This is a genomic window from bacterium (genome assembly GCA_024224155.1).
GTDB lineage: Bacteria > Acidobacteriota > Thermoanaerobaculia > Multivoradales > JAHEKO01 > CALZIK01.
In genome coordinates, this window is sequence record JAAENP010000452.1 from 1 (window position 1) to 4,661 (window position 4,661).

4 protein-coding genes are annotated in these 4,661 nt (G+C 61.6%); 1 reads left to right on the forward strand and 3 read right to left on the reverse strand.

Annotated elements, in window-relative coordinates:
- Positions 1 to 585: 585 nt before the first annotated feature.
- The 3 genes from GY769_22000 to GY769_22010 are packed head-to-tail and all read right to left on the reverse strand — an operon-like array spanning position 586 to position 3,696.
- Positions 586 to 1,311, reverse strand: a complete 726-nt coding sequence (locus GY769_22000; protein ID MCP4204590.1) for an ATP-binding protein — start codon at positions 1,309 to 1,311, stop codon at positions 586 to 588.
- Entirely contained in the window at positions 1,311 to 2,831 is a 1,521-nt protein-coding gene (locus GY769_22005) for an IS21 family transposase (protein MCP4204591.1), read from the reverse strand. Before GY769_22005 ends, GY769_22000 begins: the two co-directional genes overlap by 1 nt.
- Positions 2,788 to 3,696, reverse strand: coding sequence for a ParB/RepB/Spo0J family partition protein (locus GY769_22010; protein MCP4204592.1), 909 nt, complete (start codon positions 3,694 to 3,696; stop codon positions 2,788 to 2,790). Before GY769_22010 ends, GY769_22005 begins: the two co-directional genes overlap by 44 nt.
- Before the next feature lie 512 nt (positions 3,697 to 4,208).
- On the opposite strand from GY769_22010, the gene GY769_22015 reads away from it, so the two are divergent.
- A complete protein-coding gene (locus GY769_22015; GenBank protein MCP4204593.1) occupies positions 4,209 to 4,556 on the forward strand; it encodes a hypothetical protein in 348 nt (115 codons plus the stop codon).
- The last annotated feature ends 105 nt before the right edge of the window (positions 4,557 to 4,661 follow it).

The window sequence follows — 4,661 nt, forward strand, 5'->3', positions numbered from 1 at the left end:
CCTGTGGCACGATTTCCGCGATGTTTTGCTGCCGCTGGTGATGAGAGCGATGGCTGCTTTCGACCCGGACGCCGAGTAGCCCTTCGATATCTCCAGCGACGAGCTGTTACCATCGCGAGGACGGCATCCGGTCACCAGAGCTTCGCCGCTCGGCAAAATAGACCCGGTGATGCTCTCGAAAATGGGTCCGGGCTGAAGATCGAAACTCGGGAGCTGGGATGAGTAGGAGAGCTCCTGGACCAATGGCCAGGAAGGTCCCCTTCCTGGCCATGTCAGGCCATCACCCAGGTGAGAGCTCCCTGTCAAGGGTGGCCACAGGCCACGAGCGAAGCGAGCTTGCCCTTGACAGGGAGAGCTCACCTGGGTAGGCACGGCTTCCTGGTACTCGCTCGTCGACGTTTTGAAGACGGCCAACAGGGTCGAGGTCTGGCGATGATGAACGCGAGCGAGAAGCGCTCGGGAGACCGATTGAGATGACAGCTCACAGCCACGGCAAGGAAGCCGGAGTACGGCAGGACGAGGCAGCTGGCACGAAGTCATGCACGAAGTCATTGTCGTAGCCCACTCGCCTCGGGCTGTGGCAGCTCAGCCCTGGGGGTCGCGCAGGGAGGGACCGTCGATGCGAAGGGTGTGACAGCGGTGGCGGAGACGGCTGAGCAGAGCATCAACAAGGGCCTTGTTGCCCAAAAAGTTGGCCCACTCGGGATAATCGAGGTTGGTGGTAATAATGGTGGGACGCCGAGTATAACGCTCCTCCATGAGCTTGAAGAAGATATTTGTCTGCTCGGGACGCAGGTTGAGATATCCCATCTCGTCCACAACAAGGACGTCGATGCGGGCCAACTGATTGATCAGCTTGCGCGAGGAGCGATCGGCCAGGGATGCGTACATCTCATCAAAAAGGTCCTGCGCGGACAAGAACCGGCCACGGTAGCCGTTCTGCAACGCCTTGAGAAGCAAACCGATGGCGAGACCTGTCTTGCCGACGCCGGTGGGACCGATGAGAACAATGTTCTCGGCCTTGCCGATGAAGTCGAGGTCGGCAAAGGAGCGAATCTGTCTCTTGGAAACCCCGGGCTGGCGTTTGAAGGGAAATGACTCGAGACTCCACTCCTCCGGCAGAGCGGCGCGCTTGATGCGCCACTTCAGCGCCGATTCCTGGCGATAGTGCCACTGCGCCCGCAAGAGGCGGGCAAGGAGATCTTGATAGGACAGCTGGTGTTTGTTCGCGTAGGCGAGCTCTGTATCCAGGAGTTCGGCGATGCGGCCGAGGTGAAGTGATTTGAGCAACTGGGCCAGTTCATCGGTCATCAGAGCTCTTCCTTGGCGTTGACCTGAGCATCGTTATCGGTATTTGCATGTTTCGTATTCTTCTCATTTGCATTGGATGATTCATTGGTGTGGATGTCGGCATGGTTATTTTTGGAATCGGCGCTCGACGGGTCCGGGATGACGAAGAAGAAGCCGCGGGCGAGCGAGCGGAGCAACATGGTCTCGACACGCTCGAGGTCATAGAGGCCATAATGGCTGGCGACGCGAACGGCCTCGACCAGAGGTTTGCGCGGGTAGTCGGCGACCATACGCAAAAGCCGGCGGATATCGCGCAGACCGCGGTTTTTGGGATGGCGCTTGAGGCTCGCCAGATAATCGCCCAGCTCAGGGGCGAGGCGCAGGAGATCTTCTTCCTCGACGGAGACGTTTTTGCGAGCACTGCGCCCGCTACCGCGGGGCGGCCGATGAGCCGAGTCGGTGACACGGGAGCCGTCGGAGTCGAGCTTGCGCCTGTGTCTGGCCGCCAGACGCGGACCGTCGAAGATCTCGATATGCTCTTTGCTCTCCCGCACTTCGACGCGGCGACCAATCAGCCGCCAGGGCGCCGAATATCGATTCTGATGGACACTGACATATCCCTCGACGTCGACGATGCGATGGTGCAGCGCATAGACGTCCGGGACCCAGAGCGGCAATTGCCTGAGGCGTGGCTTCTCGGCGGCAAAAAGCTCACGTGGCGTGGCGTGCAGGTGCCGCTTGTGAGTCGCGTTGACCTTGTCGCACCAGCGAATGGCCCGCTGGTTGAGGTCGTCCCAGTCATCGAATTCGCGCCCGACCAGATAATTATTCTCGATGTAATGGAAAGGGCGCTCCACACGAGCCGAGCGGTTGGCGTCACCCTTCTCGTGGGCGCGAAAGGCAAAGCCGAAGCGCTCGGCAAACGCGGCCATTTCCGGCGCCGGCACCATGTTCTTGCCGGTGCCGGTAGCCACGATCACATTGGTGTTATCGACCATGCAATCGCCGCACGCCCCACCTATGTAGCGTAACGCGTCGGTGAGGAAGAGCTTGCAGATGAAGCGATTGAAGCGTGGATAGTGCTGAAAAAACATCATGCGCGAATAACACAGGACCAGACTGGCCGTTTGCACGCGTCGCGTTCGCCCGCCCAGCCGCACCTTATGCGGCGAGGTATCGTGCTGCATCTCCTGGCCCGGCTCGAAGTGATAGCGACCGACCGGCTGTGGCGGCGCATGGCCGATTCCATGACGCCGACAAAACGCGGTCAGCGCCGGATAGGATATCTCTGCTCCCTGGGCGAGAAGCTCCTCGTGCACCCGCACCAGGTTGCCCTTGCAGCGATCGTATAGCTCGAGGAGTTGGTCGCGGTAAGGCTCGGCTTTTTCGCTCCGCATAAGCGGCGGCACCTCCGCCGACTCCGATGCCAAGACCCGCTTTACCGCTCCGCGCGAGACTCCGAGGGCGCGGGCGATCGCGCGGGTTCCGTGACCGGTTTCATGAAGCTTGAGAATGGCGGTTCGAGTCGTCTGATCCAGCATGAAAGAGCGCCTTCTGCAGAGCGCCGGCGAGTTCGTCGAAGGCGTCCTGCGCCGTGCGCCACGCCGCGCACAGATCAATGCGTTTGTACGTGGACTCGAAATCGAGCCCTTGGTGCACCTGCTGCCTCGCCCGCCACGCCACCGAGCCCAGGGTCGCCAGCTCATTGACCAGCTTTGTCCCCGGGTCGTCAGTGGCCGGTTTCTCGGCCTCCTTGGCCTGCATCGCGCGCAGATAGAGGAAGGGTGCCTCGCACAGCCTTCGTCGTCCGACAGCGTCGGCGTGACCCCAGCCCGCATACAGCTTCCCGACCTCGCGCGACGACAGCTTCTCGTTGCCGATGGCGTTGACCAGCGTTTCGCACTGCCGCTTGTTGGCGCGCGCCAACGGGACCAGATACCTCATCGCTGCGTGCGCCGGGATGACGCCCTCGCGCACCTTGCCCTGCACGGTTTCCGACAGTGCGCTCACCAGCCCCAGGCGCCGCGATACCCAGCTCTTGGTTCGGCAAAGGCGTTTGGCCAGTTCGTCCAGCGATAGTCCACATTCCCGCAGGCGGGCCAGAAACCAGGCCTCTTCGAAGCACGAGTGCGACGACGACGATGATAGATGATGGTGATGGACCAGCGCGTCCACTTCCGATATCGGCCACAGCGTTGCCTCGACCTTGTCCCGTCCCATCTGCCGGAGCGCCGCCGTCCGCTGGTAGCCGTCGATCAATACATACCGCGCTTTCGCGCTCACCACGACCACCGGCACCTGCTGACCCTGTGCGACCAGCGACGCCAACAGACGCCCGTAGCGCCCCTCGTCGCGGATGCGCAGATCGCCATGAGGCAGGTCGAGCTGATGGAACTCCAGGTCCATGCCTCCACCCTACTCAACAAGGCGGCGAGCGAGCTATCTCGTCTTGCGCGTCGGGACCGACATGTTTGCCGAATTCCTTTGTGAATACATGCACTTAGGCTCGTCTCTCGTCTTGCGCATGATGCACCAGGACTCCCGCCACTCCCGCAATGATTACGGTAGCTTGTGGTCCCATCTCGTCTTGCGCGAGGTCCCAGGGTATTTCGTTCAACGGTGGCTGTGTGGGTGGGGTGACTTGCCCGGTCTCTCGGGTCTGTTCCAGTGCTTTTCGCCAGCGCCGTGCCCGGTCGTAGTCCGGATGTCGTTTGTGCCACTCCCGGTCCGCGCGTCGATGACGCGATCGTCGACAGTCGGCCGAGCCGCAAGTGCGCTGCCGTTTTCCCACGCGCGGGTCTGGCTGGAACCAACGGCGACACTCCGAGCACGGGCGCTTCTTCAGCATGCCTCGACGATCGCCGGGCGCCCAACTCGCCTCCTATGCGTCTACGCCGCCGGAGCCAGGTGGGTCATTTTTGCCAAGCAGACCCGGGTCTATTCTCACGAGCGCTGAAGTCCTCCGGCCGATCATCGGCGAGGTGCTGATCGCCTCGGCCGAGTGGACGCGTAGTCCCTATCCCGAGATGTCCGCATCACTCGAACAATGGTACGAAGAGCTCGCCCCCGGCGGAAAACTCTATCCCACAGACGAACATCTCGACTACGTCCAGCGCTTCGAGGCCTTCGCCGAGGACATCATCTGGGACGGCCGCGGCCGCGACTACATCACCATCGGCAATTTTCCGGCCCGGCCCAATGCCCTGCCGCCCACCAGGTGGTGGTGTACCCAGCATGCCCTGCGGGTCGCACGAAGTGCCCTTTGAAGGCACGCGAGCGCCCATAGAGGGGTCCAGATCGGTTTCGTTTTCAACTCCCCTCAGCCGATATGATACAAATCGGCTGAGGGCAATCACGAGAATCTCCACAGC